Consider the following 26,369-nt stretch of genomic DNA (forward strand, 5'->3'; position numbering starts at 1 on the left):
CCGCCCGGGACGCCGCCCCGGCCCTCAGTCCGCGTCGTCGGGCCCGTCCTCGCCGTCGGCGGCCTCCGGCGCCCGGGCGGCGTCCCGCGGCGCGTAGGGGTTCTCCTGGCCGTCCGCGAGCACCCCCACGAACGGCTCCCCCTCGCCGGCGAAGACATACGCCCCGCCCTCGATCCGCTCGATCAGCCCGCAGGTCCACTCCGCGCCGCTGTCCGCCGCGTGCACCCACATGTGCATGATCTCCCCGATGTGGCCGAGCTGCCCGGGCCCGCCCTCGGGCGTGTAGTACGAGGTGACCGTGGTCCGCCACTCCGCGAGCGCCCGCACCCGCTCCTTGAGCAGTGCCACCGCCTCGTCCCGCGGCAGATCGACGATGAAGCCGATCCCGGCGCTGAGCAGGTCGGTCTTCGGGTCGCGCTGCGCCAGCGCCGCCCGCAGCAGCCGGAAGTACTCCTCCTCGCCCGCCGGCGTCAGCTCGTACTCGGTGCGCGGCGGACCGCCGGCGGTGCTCGGCGCGATGTCGTGGGCGCGCAGCAGCCCCTGCTTGTCCATCTGCTTGAGCGCGTGGTAGATCGACCCCGGCTTGGCGTTGGACCACTCGTGCGCGCCCCAGAACTCCAGGTCGTTGCGGACCTGGTAGCCGTGCGCCCGACCGTGCTGCCGCACGGCCCCCAGCACCAGCAGCCGGATCGCCGACATCGCCACCTCAATCCCGGCACGCATCCCGCACGCGGCCTGCCGCCAGACTAAGGGTTGTCCGATGGGTCATGGCCAGGCCCGCCGCCGGCTACCCCTGCGACCCCTCGCGCTCCTCGTCCACCAGGGCGAAGGCCGTCTTGCCGTCCAGGGACTCCCGGACGATGTCGGCGTGGCCGGCGTGCCGGGCGAACTCCTCGATCAGGTGCAGCACCAGCCACCGCATCGACTGCCGGGCGTCCTTCGGGAACCACGGGGCCGGCGGCAGCGGGAAGGTGTCGTCCAGGCTCGGCACGGAGCGGATGAACTTCTCCGTCTCGGCGGCGGCCTCCTCCCAGAGCTCCAGCATCCCCGCGGCGGTCTCGCCGTCCTGCAGCCGGAAGCCCAGGAGCCACTCGCTCTCGCTGGGCCGCTCGCCGAGATCGCGCTGCTGCGCGATGGCCAGCCAGTTCCGTTCGACCTGCGCGGCATGCTTGAGCAACCCGCCCAGCGACAGCTCGCTGGCGCTCGGCCGCTGCTTGGTCTGCTCGTCGGTCAGCCCCAGGGCGGCCCGGCGCAACCCGCCGCGCTGCGCCTCCAGGAAGGCCAGCAGCGCACCGCGCTCGTCGCCGTGGGCCTCGGCCAGAACATGAGCGGGCATGGGTTCCACCTTTCATCACGCCGGCGGCAGGGCACCGCGGGCCGGCCGGTACCGAGCCGTCCGGCCGCTTCGACTCCACCCACGCTACGGATCACCTAGGACAGCACGTGTCCTAGATCCGGACGGACTTCCCGTCCGCCGCACCGGATGACGCCCGCCTCACAGCGAGAACGGCGACCGCCCGTGCTGGATGGACACCCACTTCTGGGTCGTGAACGCCTCGACCGTGGACTCGCCGTTCAGCCGCCCGGTCCCGGAGAACTTCTCCCCGCCGAACGCCACCTGCGGCTCGTCGTGGACGGTTCCGTCGTTGACGTGGATCATGCCGGTCACGATCCGTTGGGCGATCCGCACCCCGCGCTCCACATTGGCGGTGTGCACCGCCCCGCTGAGTCCGTACGGGGTGTCATTGGCGATCCGCACCGCCTCTTCCTCGCCGTCGAACGGCACCAACAGGGCCACCGGCCCGAACAGTTCCTGGCCGTGCAGCGCGGAGTCCGTCGGCAGCCCGGCCAGCACGCTGGGCTCGACGAGGTTGCCCTCCGTACGGCCGCGGAGCAGCGGCGTGGCCCCCTCGGCTATCGCCCGGTCGACCACCGAGGTCAGCGCCTCCGCCTGGAAGGTGTTGATCAGCGGCCCGATCTGGGTGCGCGGATCGCGCGGGTCACCGGTCCGCAGCGCCGCCACCTTGGCCACGAACTTCTCGGTGAACTCGGCCTCCACCGCGCGGTCCAGCAGCACCCTGTTGGCCGCCATGCAGACCTGCCCCTGATAGACGAACCGGCTGAAGACCGCGGCCTCCACCGCGTAGTCCACGTCGGCGTCGTCCATCACGATCAGCGCGCTGTTGCCGCTGAGTTCGAGGATCACCCGCTTGAAGTGCCCGGCGCTGACCGCCGCGACGTGCCGGCCGACCTTGTCCGAACCGGCGAACGAGATCACCCGCGGCACCGGGTGCTCGATCAGCGCGTCCCCGATCTCTGCGATGTCGGTGATCAGCACGTTGAGCAGCCCGGCCGGCAGCCCCGCGTCCTGGAACAGCTTGGCGATCAGCCCGCCGCCGGTGATGGGGGCGTTCTGGTTGGGCTTGATGACCACCGCGTTGCCCAACGCCAGCGCCGGCGCCACGGACTTCATCGAGATCAGGAACGGGAAGTTGAACGGGCTGATCACCCCGATGACCCCGGCCGGCTGGGTGTAGACGCGGTTCTCCTTGCCGTCCACCGGCGACGGCAGTATCCGCCCCTGCGGACGCAGCGCCAGCTGGATCGCCTCGCGGACGAACTCCTTGGCGAGCCGGACCTCGTACGCGGCCTTGATCCGGGTGCCGCCCAGTTCGAGGACGAGCGCCTCGACGATCTCCTCCTCGCGCTCCTCGATCAGCCGCAGCAGCCGCTCGGTGACCTGCCGCCGGTCGTAGGGGTTCCGCAGCGCCCAGTCCCGCTGTGCCCGCTCGGCGGCGCGGTAGGCCGCATCGACCTGGTCCGCGCCGGCGACCGTGATCGACGCCAGCTTCTCCTGGTCGTAGGGGTTGAAATCGATGATGTCCCACGAGCCACTGCCGGCCCGCCACTCACCGTCGATGAACTGGTAGGCCAGGTCTGCGAAGATGGACATGGCATCCCTACTCTGTGCGGCACTGCTCTGCGGGGGGGGGCTGATCCAGCGTCATCCTACTGCTGGGTCACGTGAGTTGGAGCAGACCACGCAAGAGATCCCGGGTTTCCGCAGGGTCCGGACTGTCCTCCTGCAGCCGCTCCATCGCCCGCTCGTACTGCGCGACCTCCTCCGGCTTGTCCACGTAGAGGGCGCTGGTGAGCTGCTCCAGATAGACGACGTCGGAGAGGTCGGACTCCGGGAAGCGCAGCATGGTGAACGCACCGCTCTCCCCCGCGTGCCCGCCGAAGTTGAACGGCATCACCTGGAGCCGCACATTGGGCCGCTCCGAGATGTCGATCAGATGCTTCAACTGCCCCCGCATCACGGACCGTCCACCATAGGGGCGGCGCAGCGCGGCCTCGTCCAGGACACAGTGCAGCTGCGGCGCCCGTTCCGAGATCAGCAGCTTCTGCCGCTCCTGGCGCAGCGCGACCCGTCGCTGGATCTCGGCGGCCGGCGCACCCGGCATGCCGCGGGAGACGACGGCGTGCGCGTACTCCTCCGTCTGCAACAGCCCGTGGACGAACTGGACTTCGTAGACCCTCAGGAGGGAGGCGGCCCCCTCCAGACCCACGTACGTCTGGAACCAACCGGGGAGCACATCGCTGTAACTGTGCCACCAGCCCGCGACGTTCGCCTCCTTGGCCAGCCCGAGCAACGCCTCGCGCTCCTGCTCGTCGCTCACGCCGTAGAGCGTGAGCAGATCTGCGACATCGCGTGCCTTGAAGCTCACCCTGCCCAACTCCATGCGGCTGATCTTCGATTCGGACGCACGGATCGAGTAGCCGGCCGCTTCACGGGTTATCCCGCGCGATTCACGCAGCCGACGGAGCTGGGATCCGAGCAGGATCCGCCGCACCACCGACCCGCCCGACTCACTTGCGGACACCTCTCTGACCCTCCTGTGACCCCACCCCGTCCAACAGTGGAAGCGCAGTCTGCCATGTTCAGGCTTCGTTCAGTGCTCATCTGGTTACTGATATGTGCGGCCCCCGCAAGCCCTCCACAAGAAATCACAGGAAGAATACGGCGCTTATGCGTCCACCCTTACGCAATCACGTCAGCTGCACGTGCATCTGCCCTTGCATCTGCCCTACGCATTGGGAACCATAGGCATCGCACGCATGCACGCTCGTGAAAGATCCGCCAGATCCGGCTGACCGGCCAGGGTCATGACGTCCGCGAACGCCAGGAGTGCCTCGCATGGGGACCAAGGTTTCGACCATGCTCGACTTCGAGCCGTTATGGCAGGGCTTTCCTCCCGTCGACCCCTTGGCCGTCTCCGGATCCGTGTCCTGCCCGCTCCCGCCGCGCTACGAATCGGTCGGCTGCGCCCGGAAGTTCACCCGCGAGACACTCACCGGTTGGGGCCTGGAGGAACTCTTCGACGGCGTCGGCCTGGTGGTCTCCGAACTCGTCACCAACGCCCTGCGACACGCGGTCCTGGCCGTCCCGGAACACCCGGCATTCGGCGCGGACTTCATGGACGGCGCTCCGCCCGCCCGACTCCATCTGATGCGCTGGTCCTCCCGCCTGGTCTGCGCGGTACGGGACCCCAGCGACGCCTCACCGGAGGCCGGCGAGGCGGACTCCGTCGCCGAATCGGGCCGCGGGCTCTATCTGGTGGAGTCCTTCAGCGACAGCTGGGGCTGGCACCGACTGTCCGGTGGCCGGCACGGCAAGATCGTGTGGGCCCTCTTCCGGCTGCCGTGACGGCCCGCCCGTCCTAGCCACCCGCCCCCTACGCCGGGCACCCGCTCTTCGCGGGCGCCCGTTTTTTCGTCTGCGGGCCCGCCGGGCCGGAGCCCGGGGCCGCGGTGCGCTCAGTCGCGCACCAGGTGGTCGAACTCCCCGTCCTTGACGCCCAGCAGCATCGCCTCGACCTCGGCCGGCGTGTAGACCAGTGCCGGGCCGTCCGGGAAACGGGAGTTGCGGACCGCGATGTCACCGCCGGGCAGCTTCGCGAACTCCACGCAGGACCCCTGGGAATTGCTGTGCCGGCTCTTCTGCCATGTCACATCACGGAGATCCGTTGCGGCCATGCCGTTGTATGCGTGGGGCACAGGGCTCTCCCGGTGGTGAACGCGGTGATAAACGGTGTCAACTGCCCGGGATCATAGCTGCGTTCACATGCGGATGCATGCGCAGATGCACGTGCACGACAGGGGGTGCCGGGCCGGTCACATTTTGTTGAGCACCTTCCCCAAACGTTCCGTCACAATCGACCGCCGGCCGCCGCCCATGATGCGGTGCGCCTGCACCTGGTACGGGTCGTCCGGGTCGAAGCCCTCGTGGACGAGGAAGAGACGCGTGCCTCGCCCTTCGGGTTCCAAGATCCAGGTGATGGTCCAGTCGGCGCGGTTGCCCTGGCCCTCGTCGGCATCCTGCCAGCGCAGCCGCAGCATCCTCCCCCAAGCTCTTAAGGAGCAGGGGGGAGATGCGGCAGGAAGTGATCGAGGCGGATCGTCGTCGCGTCCGCCGGGTCGCCGTCGAGGGCCGGGAAGTCGCCTCCAGGCGGTAGATCCGCTGCCGGCCGGCCCGCTGCTCGCTCACCAGTCCGGCCTGGCGCAGCACCTTCAGATGCTCGGACAGGCTCGGCCGGCTCATCGCGAAGTGGTCGGCCAGCCGCTGCACGGGCTGCGGCCCGTCGTCCCGCAGCAGGCGGAGCACCTCGCGCCGGGTGGCGTTGGCGAGCGCCGCGAAGACCCGGTCCTGGTCCGGTGCGGACAGGGCGGTGCGCGGCGGTGCAGGAGTGGCGTTCACTCCCCCAAAACACGTAGGAGATTCCCTACTCGTCAAACGTAGGGAATCTCCTACCGATCGCGGACGCGGTCGCGACCGGGGCCCGCTCGCGCGGCGTCGTCACCGCGCGGCGTACGGCAGCAGCGCCATCTCCCGGGCGTTCTTGATCGCGCGGGCCAGCTGCCGCTGCTGCTGGGCGGTGACCCGGGTGACCCGGCGACTGCGGATCTTGCCGCGGTCCGAGAGGAACTTCCGCAGCAGATCGGTGTCCTTGTAGTCGATGTACGTGATGCCCGCCGCGTCCAGCGGGTTGGGGCGGGGGGCGGCCTTACGCCGCGCGTCGTTCCGTCGGGGCATGGCAGAGGTTCCTTGGTTCCTTACTGGGGGCGGAGGGTCCGGTTCCGGGCGGAGAAACGGCCGGTTCACGGCGGTCGAGCGGTACGGACCGCGGATCACGGCACCGGCGTGCGGCGCGGCGTCACGACACCGGGTCGAGCAGTGCGTCGAAGGCCGGCAGCAGGCCCTTCCAGGCCGTCGGACCGCCCGCGTACTCGGCGTCGGTGAGCAGGCAGGACTCCAACAGGGCGCGCAGCCCGTCGCGGTCCAGGCCGGGCGAGGTGAAGACCAGGTGCTGGCCCCGGTCGCCGTGTTCGGGGTGCCAGTCCAGCGCGGCGGCGGCCCGGCGCATCGGCGGCACCATCTCCCAGGCGGCGTCCGGCAGCGCGGCCAGCCACGGCCCGGCGTTCTCCACGCACAGCGCGCCGCCCGCGGCGTCCCAGGACAGCAGGGTGTCCGGCCGGTCGGCCAGCCAGAACCGGCCCCGGCTGCGCGCCGCCGCGCACGAGAGGTCCTCCAGCGCCGCGTACAGCCGCTCGGGGTGGAAGGGCCGGGCGCCGCGCCAGACGAGCGTGGCCACGCCGGCCGCCTCGGCCTCCTGCGGCAGCAGCGCGCACGCCGGGTGCTGCCGGCCCGCGGCGGCCGCCACGTCGAAGCCGGCCAGCGCGGCGGCGGCCAACTCGTCCGAGTCCACGGCCACCTGGCGCGCCATCGGGTGCAGCTGCGCCAGCAGCGCGTGGTCGGCGTCGTCGGCGGGCTCCTCGCCCGTGGCCAGCGCCAGCACCGGCGCGTACTCCAGCTGCCGTGCCCAGGTGTCGGCGACCGTCCGCTGGTCGGAGGCTGCGGCCGCCAGCCCCGCCTCGGCCAGGTCGTCGCCGCAGCCGAGGTAGGGCAGCAGGAGTGCCGGGTCGACCGCGGTGATCACACCGGTCAGCTCCAGGCCGTCGCCCCCGTGCGAGGTGACCACCTCGGCCATCGCCTTCGGCTCGACCGAGTCCCACAGCTCGACGATCGCCAGCCGGCAGGTCCGTCCCGCGGCCAGCCGCACCAGCTCGGGCACCAGGTCCTCGCGCAGTGCGCAGCAGGCGCAGTCGTTGACCAGCGGCGCCTCGCCGGTGTCCAGCGTGCCGCCGGCGTCGCGGACGGTGCGCCGCACCGTGCCGTCGGCCGCGGAGGCCAGGTCGTGGTGGAGGGCGACGCTGCCGGGGACGGTCTCCAGCAGCCGCTCGACGGTGGCCCGCCGGGCGTCCGCGTGCAGCCCGCCCACCAGCACGACGCTCAGCCGCTGCATCAGCGGGCCCCGCGCCTGCCGTAGCGGCGCTCGAACCGCTCGACCCTGCCGGCGGTGTCCAGCACCCGGGCGGTGCCCGTGTAGAAGGGGTGGCTCGCCGAGGAGATCTCGACGTCGATGACGGGATAGGTGTTCCCGTCCTCCCATTCCACCGTCTTGTCGCTGGTCATGGTCGAGCGGGTCAGGAAGGCGAAGTCGCCGGCCCGGTCGCGGAAGACGACCGGCCCGTAGGCGGGGTGGATTCCGGGCTTCATCGGGCTCAGCGCTCCTCTCGGAAGGTGACGTGCCGACCGGCGACCGGGTCGTACTTGCGCAGTTCCAGGCGGTCGGGGTCGTTACGGCGGTTCTTGCGGGTGACGTAGGTGAACCCGGTGCCGGCGGTGGACCGGAGCTTGATGACCGGGCGGAGTTCGTTGCGAGCCATACCGGTAGTATACGCAAATGGTTTCCATTTTCAATAAGCCCTTGGAGGGCTCGACCACCGGAGGGACCGCACCATGTCCGCCCACTGCCAGCTGACCGGCCGCGCGCCGGGCTTCGGCAAGACCGTCTCCCACTCGCACCGCCGCACCTCCCGACGCTTCGACCCGAACATCCAGCGCAAGCGCTACTGGTTGGAGAGCGAGGGCAGGCACGTCCGGCTGACCCTGAGCGCCAAGGGGATCAAGACCGTCGACACGATCGGCATCGAGGCCGCCGTCGCCCGCATCCGCGCCCGAGGAGGGAAGGTCTGATGGCCAAGAAGAGCAAGATCGCCAAGAACGAGCGGCGGCGCGCCACGGTGGCCCGCTACGCCGCCCGCCGAGCCCTGCTGAAGGCCGTGATCCGCAACCCGCGCACCTCCGACGAGGAGCGCGGCGCGGCCCGCCGGGAGCTCTCCCGCCAGCCACGGGACGCCAGCGCCACCCGCGTCCGCAACCGCGACAGCATCGACGGCCGCCCGCGCGGCTACCTCGGCGCCTTCGGCCTCTCCCGGATCAACCTCCGCGAGCAGGCGCACAAGGGCCACCTGCCGGGGGTCACCAAGTCCAGCTGGTGACCCCCGACCCGGCCGCCCGTCCCGGGCACGCCCCCTGGACCGGGCGGCCGGGCCGTTCGGGTCATACTGGACGGACCTCCGCAGGCACCCCGACGAAAACGAGACCCCATGCTGCGCAACGCCCTGGAGCCCTGGCACCTGATCCTGATCGTGGCCGTCCTCGTGCTGGTCTTCGGATCCAAGAAGCTCCCCGACATGGCGCGCGGCCTGGGCCGCTCCATGCGGATCCTGAAGTCGGAGGCCAAGGCCCTCAAGGACGAGCGGGCCACCGAGTCCACCGGCGCGGAGCAGCCCGCCGGCCGCTGACCCGGCCCGGCGCGGTCAGTGGTCGCCGCCCTCGTCGATCAACCGCCGCACCTCGCGGTCGATCAGCCCCAGCCGGGCCTCCGCGACCAGCGGCACCGCCCGCCGCTGCCGCCGCGCCTCGGACGGATCGATCTCCACCGTCACCAGCGAGGGCTCCCACTTGGGCGCCTGGGCCACCACCGCCCCCCGCGGGTCCACCACCCGCGAGCCGCCCCAGAACGACGCCCCGTGCTCGTTGCCGACCCGGTTGACGAAGACCACCCAGCACTGGAGCATCCGCGCCGTGTAGGACAGCAGCGTGTCCCAGTACAGCCCGGTGTCCATCGCCTCCGGGTCCAGGCTCGCCGCGCTGTTGGTCGGCACGAACAGCACCTCGGCCCCGTCCTGCACCGCCAGCCACGGCAGCACGGGCTGCCAGGCGTCGTTGCACACCAGCGTCGCCGCCCGCCCCCCGTTCTCGGACTTCGCCAGCTCGTAGGCGCGCAGCGACTGCCCCGGACTGACGTGCTTGCGCTCCTCCCAGGCCAGGTAGTTCGGCAGGTAGAGCTTGCGGTGCGCATGCGCCAGCGCACCGTCCACGTAATACGCGGACGTGTTGTACGCCCGCAGACTGGTGTGCTCGTGGAACCCGACCAGCACGGCCGGCCCCACGGTGCTCAGCTCCCGCAGCCGCGGATCGGCCGCCGCGACGGACTCGTCCCGCTTGAGCGCCCCCAAGTGGTAGCCGTGCAGGCTGAGTTCGGGAAAGACGACGAGATCCGCCCCCTGGGCCGCCGCCTGCTCGATCTGCTCCCGTGCGACCCGCAGGTTCTCCGGCACGTCCCCCAGCACGCAGTCCGTCTGCGCCAGCGCGACAAGCATGCCCCATTCCCCCTCGATGAACTGCCGCTAATACCTTTTATTGCCTTTCACCCGATTCTTCCCCAAACATCCGGTTAAGACGCATCCCACCAACGAGCGAAAGAACGATCCTTCCCGTGCCGGGCAATCGCCATCGCGCGTTGATCCGCACGATCCGTCGTACCCCGGGCGACTTCCAGCCGCAGCGCCGCCCGACACCAGCGGTACGACGGCCACGGTCGGGACGTCCGGCGCCGCGGGCGCCGCCCCGACCGGGCGGCCCCGGCCGAGCGGCCCGCCGCACCCGCTCGGCCGGCCGCCGAGCCCCTCGGGCACCGCCCGGCTCAGCCCCGGCGCCTACGGGCCCGGCGCAGCAGCACCGCCCCGGCGGCCAGCAGCCCGCCACCGGCTCCGGCCGCCAGCCCCAGCCGCTCCGTCCCGGTGGACGCCAGCAGCGCCTCCCCCGCCGACTTCCCGGCCCGCGCCACCGCACCCACCCGGCGGTCATGGTCGCCGCGCGGCACCGACCGCCGCACCGGTCGGCCCCGGTGCCCGTCCGGCCGCGGTCCGCCCGCCGGCGCCTGCCGCAGCACCGGCCCGGGCGCCGCGCCGGTCCCGCACCGGCTCCCCTCGGCCGGACTCAACAGCCCCACCACGAGCACCGCGTTGCCGCACACATCGGCCGGCGCGTTCACCTCCATCCGGACCGCGTTCCCGGACAGCACGCCCGGCGCGTCCGCGGCGCCGCCCTGCGCACCGGCATCCGCGAACACCGGCCCGGCACCCGCCCCCAGCACCCCCGACGCCGCCGCAACGAGCAGGCACGTCCTCAGGCCCTGTCGCATATCCCCTCTCCTCACTCCGCAGCTCGCGTACGGGCGCCCCGCCCGCACCCCCGTGGTGCACACACGACCGGGCGGCCGGCGGCGCAAACGCCCGCCGACCGCCCGGTGTCACAAACGATGGCCCGGCCGAAGCCGAGGCCGTCAGCGACGCTTGCCGTGGTGCTTGCCGTGGTGCTTGCCGTAGTGCTTGCCGTAGTGCTTGGCACCGTTGCCCACGCCGTTGCCCGAGAAGATCGGGATGTCGTCCACGAGGTGGGACAGCGCCTCGTCACCCTTGGCCTGGGTGGAGTTCTCGGTGCACTGCTGGTTCTGCGGCGAGGACAGCACGTTGATGTCCTGCACCGTGACCGGGATGAACCCGACCAGCGAGCCGAAGTTCCCCTTGGCCGGCAGACCGATGCACAGGTCGTTCAGGCTGCCCTGGAGCAGTCCGAGCTGGGTGCTGAGCTTCCCGTGCGTCCGGGAGTTGCCGTACACCGACTTGGCGCCGTTGCCGTTGACGGTGCTGGTGCCGTGGCGGTTGCCGTCCGCCAGGGCCTCTGGAGCCGCCGCGGCCGAGATTCCGACGAGCGATGCCGCGATCGTCGCGGCCGCCATCATTTTCTTCATCGCGCTAAACCCTTCAGGAGAAGGAACTCCCGGCACGGGAGCCCTGTTTCAAACAACCGACCACGGGCGCCCGAGTTCCGCGCCATCACCCAAATAGATGGCAATCATTATCCCGAAAAGACCTACTGCAGACCATCGGGCCCACAAAACCACGAGGATATTTCCCGGGTACTACGCCGCATTTTCACCGGCATGCCAATGCCCTGGCAGCCCCATCATCTCGCGAGGGCATTGGCATGCATCCCTCCACACGCCATTCCTAACGAGTCGACCGAACCACATGGGGTCACGAGCGAATAACAATTCCCGGGCCGGCCGGGCGATAAAAATGAAAAATCCGGGCCGCCCAGACTCGAGAGATCTGGGCGGCCCGGTTGTTCCTCGGCCGATCAGCGGCGGTTGTGCTTGCCGTTCCCGGAGAGGATCGGGATGTCGTCCAGGATGTGCGACAGCGCCTCGTCACCCTTGGCCTGGGTGGAGTTCTCGGTGCACTGCTGGTTCTGCGGCGACGACAGGACGTTGATGTCCTGCACGGTGACCGGGATGCCACCGACCAGCGAGCCGAAGTTCAGCTTGGCCGGCAGACCGACGCAGGGCTTGTTGAGCGAGCCCTGGATCAGGCCGATCTGCGGGCTCATGTAGCCGTACGTCGTCGAGTTGCCGAAGGCCTGCTTCGCGCCGTTGCCGTTGACGGTCGACGTCCCGTGCCGGTTGCCCGCGGCCATCGCGTGGGGAGCGGCGGCTGCGGCCACCCCGACAATGGACGCAGCCGCGGCTGCGGTTGCCAGCGTCTTTTTGATCATTGTTGATCCTTCGTGTTTCGGGATGCCCTTGAGCCGAGCGATCCGGCCCACTCGCAAGGGCGCATTCGGTTGTGCTCATTAGCGCGCAATGAGCTGGATACGCCGACCCGTCCTGCCGATCGGGTACCCCAGCCGGAATTCCGCGACCGTGCTCCACCATCCGGATCAGCCCACCGACCGTCGAAGTCGATCGGCGCCTATCTGCCTGATCCGGCGGCTGAGGCTTCACACGGCCACTGCCGATTCCCCGGGCGATCCCGCGGAACAGTGAAATCCGGTTCGCCGGCCCGTCACTTGGCGAGCGGCAACCCGCCCAGCAGCGGAACGTCCTTGGTGGCCCCCGTGGCACCACCGAGAAGCTGCCTGGGATGCTTGGCTGTCTTTTCCGCACCCCGGACCGTGTCGACCAGCGGCCTGATCTGGCGACTGTCCAATTGGCCACTGCCGTTCAGCAGGTCCATCAGCCCGCCGTTGAGGCTCATGGAGGGCGAGGTCGGGTTCGGCGCACCGGATTCGGCAGCGAAAGCGGGCACCGCCGCACCCAGCGCCATGACGGAGCCGGCAACAGCCGCGGCAGACTTCGCGTACTTCACTTCCCACTGTCCCTTCTGGTGCGGTGCTCGATGGAATCGCGACATCGCTGCCGCGCGAGCAATCGCTTCGCTGCTCGGATCACCGCTTTCCCCGTGCCTAACGAGTGCCATCGCCCGGAGAAACCGTGCAGTTCCGATTCTTCAGGTACGCCACCCGAAAGATTCCGGGTCGCCCGACACGCCGCCGTAATACCGTCGAAAACCTCCGGCCCCGACACGCGGCGATGGCGGGCCGGGGCCGGTTACCACGACACGGCTCGGATTTCTGCAGTCAGCGGTTGATGCAGCGGTTGCCGAACGCCGGGTTGAGGATCCCGATGATGTCGATGGTGTTGCCGCACACGTTGATCGGCACGTGGATCGGCACCTGGATGACGTTTCCGGAGAGAACACCCGGGGAGCGCTTGGCAACACCACCGGCGTGCGCGTCGGCGAAAGCCGGCGCAGCAGCGCCCACTGCCATCAGCGTGCCGGCAGTGACGGCTGCAACCTTTGCGTACTTCACTTTCAGCCCTTCCCGCAGCGGGATCCGTAGCGCACACGACCATCGTGCCGCACGGGCGCGGACCTGGCCGCCCGTAACTCCGCTGTCGATATTGGTAACGATTTGTCCGGGTCGGCGAAACTCCCATGGGGAAGTTTTCGGAGGAATCGCCCGAATGGCATAGGCAATTCCGGATGCGCCCACACATAAAAACCGCAAAAAAACACCGTCATTCGAGCGGACGGTGCGCCCGCCGAATACAAATTCCCACCGACCGGGGAATCAGGAACTCCGGGCCCGCGGCCGACGGCCGACTCAGCGGATGCGGTTCCGGACGCCGTTGCCGGAGACGATCGGGATGTCGTCCAGGATGTGCGACAGCGCCTCGTCGCCCTTGGCCTGGGTGGAGTTCTCGGTGCACTGCTGGTTCTGCGGCGACGACAGGACGTTGATGTCCTGCACCGTGACCGGGAAGATCCCGAACAGCGAGCCGAAGTTCCCCTTGAGCGGCAGGCCGATGCAGGGCTTGTTCAGCGAGCCCTGGATGAATTCCATCTGCGGGCTCATCCTGCCGTGCGTGGTGGAGTTGCCGAACGCGGAAACGGCGCGGTTGCCGTTGACCGTGGTGGTGCCGCGGTGCTTGCCGCCCGCCATCGCCTGGGGGGCCACCGTCGCCGAAACGCCGACCAGGGAAGCGGCTACCGCCGTCGTGGCCAGGACCTTCTTGATCACTGTTTACCCTTCTGGGAGCGGAGTGCCCGTATCCGGAGCGCACTGGTCAACTCGCTTCCCAGAATGCGGTTTCGCGGATTCACTCGGATGCCGCGGAACCATAGACACATATCACCGCACCCGCCCGCCGAGACGTCGGCCCGTCGCGACAGGGCGGCACACTGCTGCCCAACTCCCCCTCCCAGCATGGTAATTACATATATGAAAGGCCCGCCCCGAGTGGGACGGGCCTCAATCGCCTTACGGGGATCAGTCGTTCACGCAGACGTTGCCGAAGGCCGGGTTGAGTACGCCGATCAGGTTGGCGGTGTTGCCGCACACGTTGATCGGGACGTGGATCGGCACCTGGATAAGGTTTCCGGAGAGCACACCGGGCGAACCCACCGCCTTACCCGCGGCGTGGGCCCCACCGTGCCCGGAGGCGCTGGCGATTCCGGCCCCGCCCACCACGGCGATGCCCGCGGCGGCGGACAGGACGACGGCCTTGGAGACAAACTTCACGGCGTACCTCTTCACTGAGCTGCATTCAGGATTTCTGTGCGCGCCGCCTGGAGCGACAAGAAGTTCAACGCAACAAAGCCGGGAAAAGTAGTGGGGCCAAATGGGTGATGGTAGGCGGGAGTTATGCCATACGCCCCAAGGGTGGCGTGGGTCGGCGGCCCTGTGGCGCTGCGTCGTTCCGGGGCGGGTGGCCGGGGTGTGGGGGTTCGGGGTGTGGGGGTTCGGGGAGGGGGACGGCGCGGGGACGGGCGGGCGCGGCGGCGGTTCGGTGGAGGGGTGCCGGGACTGCCGGTCGGGGCCGTTGTCAGACCCTGGTGCAAGACTCGGGACCATGAGATGGGCGATGGCGGAGACGGGCGACGGGGGTGCTCGTCTCTGCCCGCTCGCCCCGGACGGCCGGTCCGCCGGACCGGTGGTGTCGGAGCCCTCGCTCGTCGAGGCGGTGCGGTCGCGCCCCGAGGTCGAGCGGTGGGTGTGGCGGTCCACGGCGGAGATCTACCGGCGGCTGCTGGACGCCGGGGTGCGGGTCGAGCGCTGCTACGACGTCGAGGCCGCGGAGGCGCTGCTGATCGGCCACGAGGAGGGCCAGTCCGGTCAGCCGCACTCGCTGGCCGCCGCCTGGGCGCGGCTGCACGGCCTGCCGGTGCCGGCGGACGCGCCGGTGCGCGCCGCCGAGACCCAGCCCTCCCTGTTCGCGCCGGGCCCGGTGCCGCTGCCGCCCGGAACCGACGAGCTCACCGCGCTGCTGGAGGTCTACGCCCACCAGGTGGCCCGTGCCGCGCGGGCCGAGCACCCGGACCGGATGCGGCTGCTGTTGGCGTCGGAGTCGGCGGGCATGCTGGTCGCCGCGGAGATGTCGCGGGCGGGGATCCCCTGGCGCGCGGACGTACACCGCGAGGTGCTGGACGGCCTGCTGGGCGAGCGCTTTCCGGGCGGGCTGGAGCCACGGCGGATGGCGGAGCTGGCCGACGAGGTGTCGCGGGCCTTCGGGGAGGGCGCGCGGGTCCGCCCCGACCTGCCCCACGACATCATCAGGGCCTTCGCCCGCGCCGGCGTCGTCCTCTCCTCGACCCGCAAGTGGGAGCTCCAGCAGATCGACCACCCCGCGGTGGCGCCGCTGCTGGCGTACAAGTCGCTGTACCGCCTGCACACCGCCCACGGCTGGTCCTGGCTCCAGCAGTGGGTGCACGACGGCCGGTTCCACCCCGAGTACCTGCCCGGCGGCACGGTCTCCGGCCGGTGGACGACCAACGGCGGCGGCGCCCTGCAGATCCCCAAGGTGATCCGGCAGGCGGTGCGCGCGGATCCGGGGTGGCGGCTGGTGGTCGCCGACGTCGACCAGATGGAGCCGCGGGTGCTGGCCGCGGTCTCCCGCGACCGGGGCCTGATGGAGGTGGCCGGCACCGGCGAGGACCTCTACGCGGATCTGGCGGCCCGCGCCTTCGGCGGCGACCGCGACCAGGCCAAACTCGCCCTGCTGGGCGCCATTTACGGGCAGACGTCGGGCGACGCCCTCAAGCACATGGCCGACCTGCGCCGGCGCTATCCGGCCGCGGTGGCGTACGTCGACGACGCGGCCCGGGCGGGTGAGGAGGGCCGCCTGGTGCGCACCTGGATGGGCCGCACCTGCCCGCCCGCCTCGATGGCAGCGCCCGACGAGGCGGGCCTGCCCCAGGAGGAGGAGCGGTCCGGCGGCTACGGCAGCAGTTCGGCGGCCCGCGCCCGCGGCCGCTTCACCCGCAACTTCGTGGTGCAGGGCAGCGCCGCCGACTGGGCCCTGCTGGTGCTGGCCGCCCTGCGCCATGCGCTGGCCCGCGGCGGGCTCCGCGCCGAGCTGGTCTTCTTCCAGCACGACGAGGTGATCGTGCACTGCCCGGCGGACGAGGCCGCAACGGTCGCCGAGGCCATCACGGCGGCGGCGGCCACCGCGGGCCGGATCGCCTTCGGCCCCACCCCGGTGCGGTTCCCGTTCACCACGGCGGTGGCGGAGTGCTACGGGGACGCGAAGTGAGCGCGCCGCGCACCGCGATGTGCCGGAACTCCCCTGGCGCGCCGAGGGTCCGCCGTTCCATCGTTGATCGCCCGTGAGGTCCCGCGGCGTCCCGCCGCACGAGCAGAGAAGAGGCAGCCGATGCCCGTCCCGCCCGGCTTAGCGGTACACCCCGAACTCCTGCCGTATGTCGGCCCGTTGGGGCCGTTCTCCGACCCGTACGAGGACATCGTGGCCACCCGTGCGCGGTTCGACGCGATGCTGGCCGCGCACCCCGCCGACCGCTCGGGCGTGCGCAGCGAGCGTCACGACATCCCGCGGCCGGACGGCAGCGCGCTGGTCGTCGAGGTCTACCACCCGGAGCCCGCGGCGGGCCCCTCGCCCACCGGGCCGCTGCCCGCCGTGCTGAACCTCCACGGCGGTGGCTTCGCCGTCGGCCGCTCCCTCCCCGGGCAGGACCGGACCGCGCTCGCGCTCTGCCGCGAACTGCGCACCGTCGCGATCGCCGTCGAGTACCGGCTGGCGCCCGAGCACCGCTATCCGGCCGGTGTGGAGGACTGCTACCGCGCCCTGGAGTGGACCGCCGCGCACGCCGCCGACCTGGGCATCGATCCGCAGCGGATCGCCGTCCACGGCACGTCGGCGGGCGGCGGGCTCGCCGCGGCGGTCGCGCTGATCGCCCGGGACCGCGGCGGCCCGGCGATCGCCTACCAGTCGATGTGCGTCCCGGACGTGGACGACCGGATCGCCGACGAACCGATCCCGGCGGACGCCGACGGGCCGGGCGGGGACGCCGGGCCGCAGCTGCGCCTGCACATCCTGCGCATGGTCCGGCTTGCGTGGCGGCACTACCTCCCGGAGGGCGCGTTCGCGGCGGAGCGGCGGACCGCGCCGGACGCCTACGCCTCGCCGGGCCGCGCCACCGACCTGTCGGGCCTGCCGCCGGCGTACATCCTGGTCTGCGGCCTCGACGCGCTGCGCGAACCGGCCCTGGCGTACGCCCGGCGCCTGATGGACGCGGGGGTGGGCGTGACGGTCCACCAGGTGCCCGGTGCCTGGCACGGCTTCGAGTCCAGCGCCCCCGGCACCCGGCTCGCACGGGAGATGACGGCCCACTGGAAGGGGCACTTGCGGGCGGCGCTGCACGGGACGTTCTAGGGCCTGTCGTCAAACTCCCGTCGTTCGCCCGGAGGGCGGGCCGGGCGGTGTCCGGTGCGTGCTCTCGGCGTGCCGGGCGATGGCCCCTGTACGGGCGTACTGGGGTCATCGCCCGGTGCGGCGAGAGTACGTGACGGGCGACGACCGGCAGACGGGAGTTTGACGACAGGCCCTAGGGGCGGTCCGCCCCTGGCGCCAGGGCGTGTCGGGCCTCGGCGCGCCGGACGGACGCCAGCGGCTCCCCCGTCACGTCCTAAACTCGCCGGGTAGGGGACCGTCGGCAGGCGAACGCCGGCCGTCCGAACCGTTCGGGCCGTCCGAGCCGCGAAGGGATCAGCGTTGACCGACACCGAAGGGGCAGCCGACGCCCCGGACGCCAGCCAGGCGCCGGTCACCAGGCTGAGCCCCAAGGACCGCCGCAAGCGGATCAGCGACCGGGTGCTGGCCGAGGGGCAGGTGACCAGCGAGGAGCTGGTCCAGGAGCTCGGCGTCAGCCAGATGACGGTCCATCGTGATCTGGACACCCTTGAGCACCAGGGTTGGCCGCGCAAGGTGCGCGGCGGCGCCACGGCCGCCCCCAGCGCGCTGTTCGAATCCACGGCGCGCTGGCGGGGCAACGAGCAGGTGGCGGCGAAGGAGGCCGTCTGCGAGGCCGCGCTGGCCCTGGCCGAGCCGGGCCAGGCCGTGATCACCACCTCCCTCCACGTCATCAACGAGCTGGCGGAGGAGCCCGATATCCGGGTGATCGCGCTGGGCGGCGAGTACCACGCGGCGTTCAACGCTTTCCTCGGCATGTCCACCACCGACATCGCCCGCAGCTTCCGCGCGGACATCGCCTTCCTGTCCACCTCCGCGGTCGACAACGGCCACCGCTACCACCAGGCGCAGGAGAACGTCCTGGTCAAGCGCGCGCTGAGGGCCGCGGCCCGGCGCACGGTGCTGCTCGTGGACCACTCCACGTTCGGCCGTCAGGCGCTGTACGAGCTGGCGCCGTTGGCCGACTTCGATCTCGTCATCTCCGATGGGCACCTTCCCCGGGAGGAGCAGGAGGCGCTTCAATCCCTGGGAGTGCGTGACGAGTTGGCGACGGAAGGGAGCCGGCGGGGATGAGCGGCAGCAACGACGACAGCGGCGACGGCCTGGAGCGCATCAACCCGCCCCACCTCGCGCCGCCGACCGGCTTCAGCCACGCGGTGCGCGTCACCGCCCCCGGCACCCTGGTCTTCCTCGCCGGGCAGACCGCGCTCGACGGCGCGGGCCGGATCGTCGGGAACGGCATCGTCGAGCAGTTCGAGCGGGCGCTGGGCAACCTCCTGGAGGCGGCGGCGGCCGCCGGGGCGGCCCCTGCCGACCTGGCCAAGCTGACCGTCTTCGCGGTCGACGTCGCCGACTACCGTCGTCACGCCAAGGAGCTCGGCCGGGTGTGGAAGCGGCTGGTCGGCAGCGACTTCCCGGCCATGGCCGTGATCGGCGCCGGCCGCCTGTGGGACGAGGCGGCCCTGGTCGAGATCGAGGGCATCGCGGTGGTGCGGTAGCCCGCCCCGCTCACTGCCCGTACGTGGCCACCAGCGCCTCGGCGTCCGCCGCGGACAGCGTGATCCCGAACTCGGTGTCCAGCAGGCCCGGGATCTCCTCCGGGGCGACCTCTCGCACCTCGCGCGACCAGTCCGGCCGGGTGCGGACCAGCTCCCGGCCGACCAGCGTGCTGCGCAGTTCGGGCCCGGGCTTCTGCACCACGATCCTGCCGGTGAACGGCGACCGCGGGTGGGTCGATATGTAGTGGTTGAAGACGGTGTAGTCGACCGGGAAGCGCCGCTCGGTGCCGAAGGCGTAGAGGTCGAACCACCCGTCCGCATGGCGCGAGCGCAGCACCCACGTCTCGGTCTCCTTCTCGTGGACCACGCCGAAGGTCCAGGCGCCCTGCCGTTCCTCGACGCCGTCCCGCAGCGGGATCGGGGCGAGCAGCGCCTCGCCGCCGAAGCCGACGTCGGTGATCCAGTCCGTGCCGTCCAGCTCCACCTTCAACAGGGCGTGGGTGACCGGGCGCACCTTGTCCTCGCCCATCCGGATCCGGGCGCCGAGCCCGCGGACGCGGAAGCCGAGGCGCTCCAGGGCCGCGGCGTAGAGGAGGTTCTGCTCGTAGCAGTAGCCACCGCGCCGCTGCCGGACCATCTTGGCCTGGAGCGCCTCCAGGTCGAGCAGGATCGGGCGGCCCAGCACGATGTCGATGTTCTCGAAGCCGAGGGAGTCGCTGTGCGCGGCGTGCAGTGCGCGCAGCGTCTCCAGGGTCGGCCGGCGGTCGCCCTCGTAGCCGATGCGCGCCAGGTAGGCGTCCAGGTCGAGCCGGTCGCCGCCCCAGGTGGATCCGGTCATGGTGTCTCCCCCTTCGTCGTGGCGTCCCCCTCTCGGGAAAGCCGCAACGGAGCCTATGAGACAGCGGCAACGCAACGAATCGGCCGACGGTACGACGCCGCTCACCTCCGCCCGTGCGCCGTCCCCACCGGATCGGGCTTGAACGCCCAGGCCATCCTGGGCTCCACGGCGAACCGGAAGATCCGCTGCACCGGCGGCGTGCACAGCAGTGTGACGAGGGTGCCCGCGAGCAGGGTCAGCAGCACCAGACCCCACGGCGTGTGCAGCCAGGCGTTGTCGTACCAGTGCCAGAAGCGCGACCCCTTGGCGAGGAAGCCGTGCAACAGATAGCCGTAGAGGGTGCCCGCGCCCAGCGCCGTGAACCACGTCCGGCGGCCCGGCACCCAGGCGAAGAAGCAGGCCACCAGCACCAGGGAGCAGCCGAACATCGCCAGCGTCATCACCGGCCCGCTCCACCAGGGGGCGCCCAGCTCCTGGGCGCTGTCGCGGTGGTAGAACCACGCGGCGTTCATCCGCGGCGCGGCCCAGTAGGCGAAGACCAGCGCGCCGGCGACGACCGGCAGCGCGGCGAGCCGCACCGACCGGCTGCGCAGGAGCTGGAAGTGCTCGGGCCGCAGGGCGAGCCCCAGCACGAAGAACGGCAGGAACTGCAGCACGCGTTGGAGGTTGAGATCGTCGCCGATCTCCGGCGAGCAGGAGGCCAGGACCGCGATCGTCAGCGCGAGCGGCAGCGGCCAGCGCACGATCTTCCACAGCGGGGTGGTCAGCCGCCAGATGAAGAGGGCGACCAGGAACCACGTCAGGTACCAGGGTTGCAGGAGGGTGATCGGGTAGCCCGGATCGTCGCCCGCCCAGCGCTTGAAGAAGGTGTAGGCGACCTCGAAGAGGACGTAGGGGACGGCGACCCCGGTGATCAGCCGCCGCAGCCGGTCCTTGCGCATGTCGAAACTGCGCGAGAAATAGCCGGAGATGATGATGAAGGCCGGCATGTGGAAGGCGTAGACGGCGAGGTAGAGCGCCGCCGCCGACCGGCTGCCGGAGCGCAGCGGTTCCCAGGAGTGGCCCATCGCCACCAGCACGATCGCCAGGTACTTGGCGTTGTCGAAGAACGCGTCGCGGGTCGCGCTCCGCGCACCGCCGCGCGCCGCCCGGCCGGTGCTGGCGTGCGCCCGGCCGGCGCGCCCCTTGGCGTGCCGTCTGCTCCCGCTTCCGCCCTCGCCCGCCACCGGCCCGGGGGGCGGGACCGGGGGGATCGTGGCCGTCGACACACGTGCCCCGTCCACCCGCCCGGCCGCACCCGCCGTGTGCAGCGGGTCCTGCGGCATCTGCCGCGGCGCGGGCAGTGGCACCCGCCGCTGGCCGTACGCCGGAAACTCGTTCGTCAACGGCCCTCCCGGAACGCGCCTGCGGGAGGATCCGGACGCACCGAATCAACCGGCTCCACAACGGAACCCACAGGCCGAATCCAGCGTCTTAGTTGGTTTACGGGGAGTGTGGCGTCGAACATCTCTGGCACCTTAGCCGCGCCGACGGAATCCCGTAAATCCCGCCCGGGCGGGACCGCCCACCGGGTTCACACCCTCACCACAGCCGGGCGAATCGCCGCAAAACGTGGGCGGGAGATTACACCCGTAGAGGGCGGACGAGCGGTCGCAACTCCGGCAGACACGAAAAACCCACCCGCTCCCGAACAACTCCGCACGTTCGGGAACGTCCGCGGTCTCTTCCGCACGTCGCGGGTCCGCGCCGGGCCCGCCGCGCATCCCACACGGAACGGGTGATCAGTCGATAACGCCTTCTACGCCCTGTGCACGTACGGCCCGCACGCTCGCCTCCGCGCCGACGCCCCACGCGTAGATCTCCAGCGGCCGGCCGTGCGGCCCGCTCAGCCGGTGCACGGCCCGGGTCCACCGCGAACCGACCTCGGACATCCGCGGATTGATCTGATCGGCGAAGCGCGCATAGCGCCGCAGTCTGCTGATCGGGGGCCGCCCCAGAATCCCCGTCCGCACCTGCGGCATCAGCTTGTGCACCCGCTTCACACAGCGCACGCAGAAGCTTTGGATCACCAGCCGATTACGGAGGTGCGCACGATCCAGCCAGCCCAGCTCCCGCAGTTCGCGGAGGGCCTGCGCCTCGACTCCCGGATAGAGCTCGGGCTGCTTCAGCTCCAGCAGCAGCCCCTGCTGATTGCGGTCCAGCCTGTGCAGATAGTCGGCGAGCGTGGGCACCCGCTCACCGGCGAACCGTTTCCCGAACCAGCTCCCGGCATCCAGCCGCGCGATCTCCGCCGCGGTGAAGTCCCGCACCCGCCACGGCGCCCGGTGCGGGAACACCCGCGCGGCGTCGGTGGTCCGGTTGAGCGTGTCGTCGTGCATCACGATCAGCCGGCCGTCCTTGGTCCGCTGCACGTCGTTCTCGACCCACACCAGCCCCCGGCTGTGCGCCGCGTCGACCGCCGCGAGGGTGTTCTCCGGTGCGTACCGGGACGCGCCCCGGTGCGCGATCACGAAGGGTTCGCGCTGCCCCACCCGCAGGCTCACCAGCGTCCCGCCCCGGGTCGCCAGCTGCTGCCGCTCGTCCGGGCCGGAGGCCAGCGCGGACGACGCCATGGTCGCCGTGATGACGAACGCGAGGGCACCGGAAGCGCCCCGCAACGGCTGCCGGATCCGCACCGTTCTCCGAAGCATGCGGAGCCTCCAGGTCACTCGCGCAGACCGTCCCGCCTGCGTCAGGTACGCCCCCTAGGGCTCCGGATCCGCCCTGCCTACCGACCCTGCCCCCATCCCGGCACCGCCGCCACGCGAGGGCTCCCGCCGGCGCTCCCCCGCGGCTCCCCTCTCCCACCCTTTCCGCAGGTCAGCGACGTCCCGTGGCGGCTGCGCCCGGAGGCCCCCATCCGTGCGGGGCCCGCCGGGCGCAGCCCCGCACGAAGGGTGGGCCTACCGGGGAGTCACCGGGTCGGGGCGCCGCAGAGGGCCGCGGCGCAGGCGGCGTACCGGGTGACCATGAAGGCCCGGGATTGATCGCGCAGATCAGCCGGGCCCACAGCGCCCCCCGAAACCCTGACGCCACCCCGACACCGCGCCGCCCAAACCCAGCAATCCGCAGGTCACACCCACTCCCCGGACAGCACAGCGGACCGCCCGACCGGGCCGCGGACCGCCCGCAGGATCCCGCCCAACGCCCCCTCGGGCGACCGCCGTTCCCCTACCATGCGACGATGATCAACTCTCTGACCACGCCGTTCGGCCGATTCGAAGCAGCCTGGCGAGCCGTCGACCGTCCGGAACTGGTGGCGGACCCCACCGCCGCGGCCCTGCGCACATGGGCCGGAGCCGAGCCGGTGGAGTCGGTGCTGGTCGTCGACACCGATCCGGAGAAGGCCGACACCTCCGTCTTCTGCGAGAGCTACGACGTACCGCCGGAGCTCTCCGCGAACTGCGTGATCGTCAGTGCCAAGCGCGGCGAGAACGTCACCTTCGCCGCCTGCGTCGCGCTGGCGACCACCCGGGTCGACGTCAACAAGACCGTCCGCAAGCACCTCGGCGCCCGCAAGGCCAGCTTCGCCCCCATGGAGACCGCCGTCGCGGAAACCGGCATGGAATACGGCGGCATCTCCCCGCTCGGCCTGCCGGCGGACTGGCCCGTCCTGATCGACGAGGCGGTCGCCGCCACCCCCCACGTCCTCATCGGCAGCGGCCGCCGCCGTGGCAAGATCATCCTCCCCGGCCGCTTCCTGGCCCAACTCCCCGGCGCCGAGGTCCTCCCCCAACTGGCCATCTGAAACCCACCGACCCCAAAACCCCAGCCCGGACGGGATCCGAGCCGGGGTTTCTCCTGTGGGGCGTCCTGCTCAGAACAGCAGCGGTAGTTCCCGGACCCCGGTCATGCTCAGGCTGGGAAGGAACCGCGGCGGCCGGTCCGGATCGCTCCGCAGGTTCGGGAAGCGGTCCAGCAGGATGTTCAGCGCCACCCTGCCTTCCAGCCTTGCCAGCGGCGCGCCGATGCAGAAGTGGGCCCCACGGCCGAACGCCAGATGCGGGTTCGGGTCCCGCGTCGGGTCGAAGGTGTCCGGAGGCGAGCCACTCCGGATGGGTGTCCCGGCACAGGATCGAGTTGCCCAGCAGCATCGTGGTGGTGATGTGCCCGGCGATCAGCAGCACGTTGGAGAAGTTCACCACTTCGTTGTCGCTGAGGCGTTCACCGTCCACCTCGGCCTGGACCAGCTTGGAGATCAGGTCTTCGCGGGGGTTCCTCCTGCGGTCCACCATGTGTTCGCGCAGGTAGTCAAAGGATTCCTTGACGAGGTGCGCCGAGGAATCGGCCTTCCGTCCGCTGGTCAACTCAGCGCCCGCCGGGTCGAATCGGTCGAGGACGAGGAATCCGAGCATCGACGCGTTCCTCGTGTACACCAGGTTCGGGATGCCGTTCCGCAGCAGGCCGCGTTTGTTCATTGCCTGGTAGAGCCGATCACGCGCGAGCACATCCTCGCTGCTGCGCGGTTCTCCGGAAACTCGGTGTACGGCGCGAAGTTGCCGACGAAATCCCCGAACACGGCCACCCGACCGGGGTGTCCAGCCGGATCGTCGGCTGCCCGTCAGGTCGCGGTCCAGCGCTTCGCTCCGTACTTCGAGAACCCCTCGCTCGGCTTCCACGAGCGGTGGGCGGCCCCTCAGTACGGACTCACCTATGACCTTCCCGAGCAGGAACTGTTCGATATCGCGTACATCTTCAAAGCGACGCACCAGGGCATCGGGAACGACATGACGTGGAAACTGTGCGCCGCCATGGACATATGGCGCGACGCGCACTGGCACAGCCAACTGTCCTACTTCGAGACCGAGGAGAGCATCACGCTCACCAACACCCGGCCGGGCTTCGACTGGCACGTCATCCAACTCACCACCGACGTCGAGATCGCGCTCTTCCAGCTGCTCGACCAGCCCAGGTCGCTCCCGTACCTGGAGCGCGAGTGCGCGAAGCGGCTCGGGCAGACGGACGTCGGCGCCGTGATCGACCGATGGATGGAGCCGGGTCTGCTCTTCACGGACGACGGCCGCCTGATCCACGTCGTCACGAAGGACCGCAACCAGAGGTTCATGCCGATCCGGGTGGGCCAGGGACTGGCGGCGCGATCGAAGGCCGACCGTCCGTCGTCCGAGTCCGTAGAAGGCGCCCGACAGTCCCGAGTGATGGGTGTTCAGCCACCTCTTCCCCCCGTCGGACCTGGAGGGGCCGCGCGGCGCCGAGGCACTGAACATATGGCGGGCGAGATACCACGTGGGCAGGTGCTTCTTCCGTCGCGGTCCCGGGTTCCTGCAGATCCGGGACCGGCGCCACGCCGGTCTGCGCCGGCTCACGGTCTCGGACCCTGCCTGTGTCTCCGCGGTCGAGTCGCTGGCGGCCGACCGCAGAGCGGACTCCGTGCCGGCCGCGGCGATGTCGGTGTTCGAGAAGCATCACCTGGCCGTCCGGACCGGCGGCAGCGTCTGGTGGGCGCCGTACCGTCTGCGGCGCCGGGCTTCGCCGTCCTGGGAGGTATGAGCGTGTACATCAGCATCGTCCTCTGGAACCTGAAGAACTCGAAAGCCACGGTCGAGGACCTTCGCGAGTACCTGCGTGACTACGCGGTGGACGCGTTCTCCACGCTCAAGGGGATGCGGATGAAGACCTGGTTCGCGGACGCCGAGAAGGGCTACTGGGGGGGCGGTGTACCTCTGGGACGGCGTCAACATGCAGAACCCGCTGTCGGTCAGCCGGGCGATCGGCATCATCGGCTACCCGCCGAAAGACCGTCGACCTCGACGCGTCGGTGATGATCACTGCCGTGTGAGGTGATCACCACCGACGCATCGAGGTCGAGGAACGTCGAGGAACCGAGTCTCTGAGAACCTAGGCGCTCATCGCTGGGCCGCGAGATTCCTGTGAATCCTCTCGTGCAGCGCGATACCGAGCGAGACGGACACATTGAGGGACTCGGTCTCGCTGATCATGGGGATCGAAACCGAGGCGGAAGCTGCTTTCTCGAACAGCTCGGAAGGCCCTTCCTTTTCGCTGCCGAACAGCAAGGCCAGCCGATCGGGAATGTCCCCGAGGTCCTTCACGGAAAGCTTGCCGCGTGCGGTGAGCGTCGTCATCTTCATACCGCTGTCCCGAATGAAGGCGATGGCCTCCTCGCGACCGGAGAGGACGACGGGAAGCGAGAAGACGTAACCTCGGCTGGCCCTTTGCAGACGCCGGTCCGCGATGCTGGTGATATCGCTGTCGACCAGGATGATCCCCGACGCTCCGAGCGCGAGCGACGTGCGCACTATCGCGCCGATGTTCCCGACGATTTTCACCCCGTCGAGAACGACGACGTCCCCGCTGAGGTTTGCGATGTCACTGAACTTGGCCGGGCGAGGGACGCGGGCGATGCCGAACGTCTTGGGCTTGCGGTCCCCCTTGAACAACTGATTGACGATCGACGAGTCGATGAGGCGGACCGCAATGTCCTGCCGCCTGCACAGAGCCAGCAACTCAGCTGAGAAAGGACTGCTGTCACTGCCGTAGACCTCGATGAACTGCACTCCGGCCGAGATGGACTGCATGAGCGTCTCGGTGTCCTCGATCAACGTTGTCTTTATGTTGGATCGCGAGGACTTGGTGACATCGATGATCCGCTGCACCGCGGGATCGGATGCATTTGTGATGGTGTCCAACTCAGTCATGGTCGTCCTACCGGCTGCA

The 26,369-nt window shown here is 70.5% G+C and carries 32 protein-coding genes and 2 pseudogenes; 10 read left to right on the forward strand and 24 right to left on the reverse strand.

Annotated elements, in window-relative coordinates; all coding sequences use genetic code 11:
• Positions 1-24: 24 nt before the first annotated feature.
• The 4 genes from MOV08_RS19175 to MOV08_RS19190 all read right to left on the reverse strand — a co-directional run bounded on the left by MOV08_RS19175 (position 25) and on the right by MOV08_RS19190 (position 3,884).
• Positions 25-699 (reverse strand): PadR family transcriptional regulator, encoded by a 675-nt coding sequence (locus MOV08_RS19175; protein WP_275311829.1) that lies wholly within the window; start codon positions 697-699, stop codon positions 25-27.
• A gap of 88 nt (positions 700-787) precedes the next feature.
• On the reverse strand, positions 788-1,336 hold the full coding sequence (locus MOV08_RS19180) for a DinB family protein (protein ID WP_275308248.1): 549 nt from the start codon (positions 1,334-1,336) through the stop codon (positions 788-790).
• Between the two features lie 159 nt (positions 1,337-1,495).
• Positions 1,496-2,953, reverse strand: a complete 1,458-nt coding sequence (locus tag MOV08_RS19185) for an aldehyde dehydrogenase family protein (RefSeq protein ID WP_275308249.1) — start codon at positions 2,951-2,953, stop codon at positions 1,496-1,498.
• Positions 2,954-3,020: 67 nt separating this feature from the next.
• Complete coding sequence (locus MOV08_RS19190; RefSeq protein WP_039634200.1) at positions 3,021-3,884, reverse strand: helix-turn-helix domain-containing protein; 864 nt, start codon at positions 3,882-3,884, stop codon at positions 3,021-3,023.
• Positions 3,885-4,198: 314 nt separating this feature from the next.
• Between MOV08_RS19190 and MOV08_RS19195 the strand changes: the two genes are divergently transcribed.
• Positions 4,199-4,708 (forward strand): ATP-binding protein, encoded by a 510-nt coding sequence (locus tag MOV08_RS19195; protein ID WP_039634202.1) that lies wholly within the window; start codon positions 4,199-4,201, stop codon positions 4,706-4,708.
• Positions 4,709-4,818: 110 nt separating this feature from the next.
• On the opposite strand, the gene MOV08_RS19200 is transcribed toward MOV08_RS19195, so the two are convergent.
• From MOV08_RS19200 to rpmG, 7 genes and pseudogenes are all read right to left on the reverse strand, one after another.
• Positions 4,819-5,058, reverse strand: a complete 240-nt coding sequence (locus MOV08_RS19200) for a DUF397 domain-containing protein (RefSeq protein ID WP_039634203.1) — start codon at positions 5,056-5,058, stop codon at positions 4,819-4,821.
• A 117-nt stretch (positions 5,059-5,175) separates the two neighbouring features.
• Positions 5,176-5,403: pseudogene (locus MOV08_RS19205) on the reverse strand (SRPBCC family protein); the annotation flags it as partial.
• Between the two features lie 97 nt (positions 5,404-5,500).
• A pseudogene (locus tag MOV08_RS19210) lies at positions 5,501-5,725 on the reverse strand (metalloregulator ArsR/SmtB family transcription factor); the annotation flags it as partial.
• A gap of 132 nt (positions 5,726-5,857) precedes the next feature.
• The gene (rpsR, locus tag MOV08_RS19215; RefSeq protein ID WP_039634206.1) at positions 5,858-6,094 is read right to left on the reverse strand and encodes a 30S ribosomal protein S18; all 237 of its coding nucleotides are present in this window, start codon (positions 6,092-6,094) and stop codon (positions 5,858-5,860) included.
• 121 nt (positions 6,095-6,215) lie between these two features.
• Positions 6,216-7,364: a CobW family GTP-binding protein gene (locus MOV08_RS19220; protein ID WP_275308250.1), complete on the reverse strand. Its 1,149-nt coding sequence runs from the start codon at positions 7,362-7,364 to the stop codon at positions 6,216-6,218.
• Positions 7,364-7,618: a type B 50S ribosomal protein L31 gene (locus tag MOV08_RS19225; RefSeq protein ID WP_275308252.1), complete on the reverse strand. Its 255-nt coding sequence runs from the start codon at positions 7,616-7,618 to the stop codon at positions 7,364-7,366. Before MOV08_RS19225 ends, MOV08_RS19220 begins: the two co-directional genes overlap by 1 nt.
• A gap of 5 nt (positions 7,619-7,623) precedes the next feature.
• The gene (rpmG, locus tag MOV08_RS19230; RefSeq protein WP_039634212.1) at positions 7,624-7,788 is read right to left on the reverse strand and encodes a 50S ribosomal protein L33; all 165 of its coding nucleotides are present in this window, start codon (positions 7,786-7,788) and stop codon (positions 7,624-7,626) included.
• Positions 7,789-7,861: 73 nt separating this feature from the next.
• Between rpmG and rpmB the strand changes: the two genes are divergently transcribed.
• The 3 genes from rpmB to tatA all read left to right on the forward strand — a co-directional run bounded on the left by rpmB (position 7,862) and on the right by tatA (position 8,709).
• A complete protein-coding gene (gene rpmB, locus MOV08_RS19235; RefSeq protein ID WP_039634215.1) occupies positions 7,862-8,098 on the forward strand; it encodes a 50S ribosomal protein L28 in 237 nt (78 codons plus the stop codon).
• Positions 8,098-8,403: a 30S ribosomal protein S14 gene (gene rpsN, locus MOV08_RS19240; RefSeq protein ID WP_039634217.1), complete on the forward strand. Its 306-nt coding sequence runs from the start codon at positions 8,098-8,100 to the stop codon at positions 8,401-8,403. Before rpmB ends, rpsN begins: the two co-directional genes overlap by 1 nt.
• A gap of 108 nt (positions 8,404-8,511) precedes the next feature.
• On the forward strand, positions 8,512-8,709 hold the full coding sequence (gene tatA, locus MOV08_RS19245; protein WP_039634219.1) for a Sec-independent protein translocase subunit TatA: 198 nt from the start codon (positions 8,512-8,514) through the stop codon (positions 8,707-8,709).
• Positions 8,710-8,724: 15 nt separating this feature from the next.
• Here tatA and MOV08_RS19250 read toward each other — a convergent pair whose 3' ends face one another.
• The 8 genes from MOV08_RS19250 to MOV08_RS19285 all read right to left on the reverse strand — a co-directional run bounded on the left by MOV08_RS19250 (position 8,725) and on the right by MOV08_RS19285 (position 14,116).
• The gene (locus MOV08_RS19250; protein WP_275308253.1) at positions 8,725-9,570 is read right to left on the reverse strand and encodes a nitrilase-related carbon-nitrogen hydrolase; all 846 of its coding nucleotides are present in this window, start codon (positions 9,568-9,570) and stop codon (positions 8,725-8,727) included.
• Between the two features lie 323 nt (positions 9,571-9,893).
• On the reverse strand, positions 9,894-10,394 hold the full coding sequence (locus tag MOV08_RS19255; RefSeq protein ID WP_078875815.1) for a chaplin: 501 nt from the start codon (positions 10,392-10,394) through the stop codon (positions 9,894-9,896).
• A gap of 141 nt (positions 10,395-10,535) precedes the next feature.
• Positions 10,536-11,003 (reverse strand): rodlin, encoded by a 468-nt coding sequence (locus MOV08_RS19260; protein ID WP_275308255.1) that lies wholly within the window; start codon positions 11,001-11,003, stop codon positions 10,536-10,538.
• A 389-nt stretch (positions 11,004-11,392) separates the two neighbouring features.
• Positions 11,393-11,806 carry a rodlin gene (locus MOV08_RS19265; RefSeq protein WP_039634226.1) on the reverse strand — a complete coding sequence of 138 codons (414 nt, stop codon included), beginning with the start codon at positions 11,804-11,806 and terminating at the stop codon, positions 11,393-11,395.
• A gap of 290 nt (positions 11,807-12,096) precedes the next feature.
• A complete protein-coding gene (locus MOV08_RS19270) occupies positions 12,097-12,399 on the reverse strand; it encodes a hypothetical protein (RefSeq protein ID WP_039634228.1) in 303 nt (100 codons plus the stop codon).
• Positions 12,400-12,670: 271 nt separating this feature from the next.
• Positions 12,671-12,904: a chaplin gene (locus MOV08_RS19275; RefSeq protein ID WP_039634229.1), complete on the reverse strand. Its 234-nt coding sequence runs from the start codon at positions 12,902-12,904 to the stop codon at positions 12,671-12,673.
• A 294-nt stretch (positions 12,905-13,198) separates the two neighbouring features.
• Positions 13,199-13,615: a rodlin gene (locus MOV08_RS19280; protein ID WP_039634230.1), complete on the reverse strand. Its 417-nt coding sequence runs from the start codon at positions 13,613-13,615 to the stop codon at positions 13,199-13,201.
• Between the two features lie 249 nt (positions 13,616-13,864).
• Positions 13,865-14,116: a chaplin gene (locus tag MOV08_RS19285; RefSeq protein ID WP_039641129.1), complete on the reverse strand. Its 252-nt coding sequence runs from the start codon at positions 14,114-14,116 to the stop codon at positions 13,865-13,867.
• Between the two features lie 331 nt (positions 14,117-14,447).
• Here MOV08_RS19285 and MOV08_RS19290 point away from each other — a divergent pair, with 331 nt between their 5' ends.
• From MOV08_RS19290 to MOV08_RS19305, 4 genes are all read left to right on the forward strand, one after another.
• Positions 14,448-16,127, forward strand: a complete 1,680-nt coding sequence (locus tag MOV08_RS19290; protein ID WP_275308256.1) for a bifunctional 3'-5' exonuclease/DNA polymerase — start codon at positions 14,448-14,450, stop codon at positions 16,125-16,127.
• A 120-nt stretch (positions 16,128-16,247) separates the two neighbouring features.
• Positions 16,248-17,264, forward strand: a complete 1,017-nt coding sequence (locus MOV08_RS19295; RefSeq protein WP_275308258.1) for an alpha/beta hydrolase — start codon at positions 16,248-16,250, stop codon at positions 17,262-17,264.
• 339 nt (positions 17,265-17,603) lie between these two features.
• Positions 17,604-18,374: a DeoR/GlpR family DNA-binding transcription regulator gene (locus MOV08_RS19300; RefSeq protein ID WP_275308260.1), complete on the forward strand. Its 771-nt coding sequence runs from the start codon at positions 17,604-17,606 to the stop codon at positions 18,372-18,374.
• Positions 18,371-18,799: a RidA family protein gene (locus MOV08_RS19305; protein ID WP_275308261.1), complete on the forward strand. Its 429-nt coding sequence runs from the start codon at positions 18,371-18,373 to the stop codon at positions 18,797-18,799. Before MOV08_RS19300 ends, MOV08_RS19305 begins: the two co-directional genes overlap by 4 nt.
• Positions 18,800-18,809: 10 nt before the next feature.
• Here the strand turns inward: MOV08_RS19305 and MOV08_RS19310 are convergent, their stop codons facing one another.
• From MOV08_RS19310 to MOV08_RS19320, 3 genes are all read right to left on the reverse strand, one after another.
• Entirely contained in the window at positions 18,810-19,637 is an 828-nt protein-coding gene (locus tag MOV08_RS19310; protein ID WP_275308262.1) for an arylamine N-acetyltransferase family protein, read from the reverse strand.
• Positions 19,638-19,738: 101 nt separating this feature from the next.
• Positions 19,739-21,022 (reverse strand): acyltransferase family protein, encoded by a 1,284-nt coding sequence (locus tag MOV08_RS19315; protein ID WP_275308263.1) that lies wholly within the window; start codon positions 21,020-21,022, stop codon positions 19,739-19,741.
• Between the two features lie 396 nt (positions 21,023-21,418).
• Positions 21,419-22,327, reverse strand: a complete 909-nt coding sequence (locus MOV08_RS19320; protein WP_078875816.1) for a glycerophosphodiester phosphodiesterase — start codon at positions 22,325-22,327, stop codon at positions 21,419-21,421.
• A gap of 533 nt (positions 22,328-22,860) precedes the next feature.
• Between MOV08_RS19320 and MOV08_RS19325 the strand changes: the two genes are divergently transcribed.
• Complete coding sequence (locus MOV08_RS19325; RefSeq protein ID WP_275308264.1) at positions 22,861-23,424, forward strand: YbaK/EbsC family protein; 564 nt, start codon at positions 22,861-22,863, stop codon at positions 23,422-23,424.
• 69 nt (positions 23,425-23,493) lie between these two features.
• On the opposite strand, the gene MOV08_RS43850 is transcribed toward MOV08_RS19325, so the two are convergent.
• The gene (locus MOV08_RS43850; RefSeq protein WP_338057404.1) at positions 23,494-23,733 is read right to left on the reverse strand and encodes a cytochrome P450; all 240 of its coding nucleotides are present in this window, start codon (positions 23,731-23,733) and stop codon (positions 23,494-23,496) included.
• Between the two features lie 49 nt (positions 23,734-23,782).
• Here MOV08_RS43850 and MOV08_RS44405 point away from each other — a divergent pair, with 49 nt between their 5' ends.
• The gene (locus MOV08_RS44405; RefSeq protein WP_275308266.1) at positions 23,783-25,456 is read left to right on the forward strand and encodes a hypothetical protein; all 1,674 of its coding nucleotides are present in this window, start codon (positions 23,783-23,785) and stop codon (positions 25,454-25,456) included.
• An 84-nt stretch (positions 25,457-25,540) separates the two neighbouring features.
• Here the strand turns inward: MOV08_RS44405 and nshR are convergent, their stop codons facing one another.
• Positions 25,541-26,350, reverse strand: coding sequence for an NshR/TsnR family 23S rRNA methyltransferase (gene nshR / locus MOV08_RS19335; RefSeq protein WP_275308267.1), 810 nt, complete (start codon positions 26,348-26,350; stop codon positions 25,541-25,543).
• Between the last annotated feature and the right edge of the window lie 19 nt (positions 26,351-26,369).

The sequence above is a fragment of the Streptomyces yunnanensis genome (assembly GCF_029011865.1).
Classification (GTDB): domain Bacteria; phylum Actinomycetota; class Actinomycetes; order Streptomycetales; family Streptomycetaceae; genus Streptomyces; species Streptomyces yunnanensis.